This is a genomic window from Pseudoalteromonas sp. MB41 (genome assembly GCF_020966275.1).
Classification (GTDB): domain Bacteria; phylum Pseudomonadota; class Gammaproteobacteria; order Enterobacterales; family Alteromonadaceae; genus Pseudoalteromonas; species Pseudoalteromonas lipolytica.
In genome coordinates this window covers 1-1,010 of the sequence record NZ_JAJJZF010000070.1, presented here as the reverse complement: position 1 = coordinate 1,010, position 1,010 = coordinate 1, and the positions used below count along the sequence as shown (strand labels likewise).

General features: G+C 41.3%; 1 pseudogene. It reads right to left on the bottom strand.

Annotated features, from left to right (window positions below):
• Window positions 1-275 (bottom strand): annotated as a pseudogene (locus LPA49_RS22205) (IS110 family transposase); the annotation flags it as partial.
• Window positions 276-1,010 lie beyond the last annotated feature (735 nt).

Genomic DNA, 1,010 nt, shown 5'->3' with positions numbered 1-1,010 from the left:
TCGTTTGCATCTGTTTTCTGGCCAATCCTAAATGCTTTGACAAATCGAGGGTCTAGAATCACGACTTCATGACCAACACTACGCGCCTTGCGTGCCCAATAATGAGCACCGCCACATGATTCCATAACAACTTTACAACGAGGAGACGTGGTGAGTATCGACAGTAGCTCTTTTCTGCTTACCGCTTTATTACTTTGTAGTTTTTGATGAAAAAATTGACCGACTTGAAAAACATTTTTTGCCAAGTCGATACAAATTAAGTTAAATTTTGACATGTATGGATTCCTTATTGGTAAAAGTGGTTTTGCAATTTCTTTATACCGTACTTACCCTATTTAGGGGAGGAGTCTATACATCTCCTACTAAGCTCTAATTATTTGAGCCAGAAGTGAAATGAGTGATTAAAGAGAACCCTCATTCTCCACTACTGTCATCATGATTAAACAACGTTAGAACCGTGATTGAACATAGTGATTAAGAAGCGTAGGAACGGCTTTAGCCGTGAATGTCAGTGGTTATGTATGAAGGGCATATCAGACACTTTCGGCACTAAATTGCCTCCTACTAAGCCTAATTATTTGAGTCAGAAGTGAAATGAGCGATTTAGAGCCCCTTGCACTTCTGTCATTGTGATTAAGAAGCGTGGGAACGGCTTTAGCCGTGAATGTCAGTGGTGTTGTATGAAAGGCATATCAGACACTTTCGGCACTAAAGTGCCTTATATGGACTCCTCCTATTGCACAATACCCTTCGTTAATTTTGTTAGACTGCGTACTTATATGCGGGCTCATAATGAGGAGCTACCTCGGCCCTATGATGTATTCGCGCCCTTGTGCCTCTTCTCCTACTCGGTGTTTTAACACACTAATCACTTTACAGGCTATCAAGGGTGGGTCTAACCGCTTAACGCAGGTTCTTGGTCAATACAGTTATTTCTGTTATCGAAGACTAAATGTTAATTTGCTAGTAGGCTTGGTTCATAACGCGTGCCCTTTTTCAGCATGGCATAC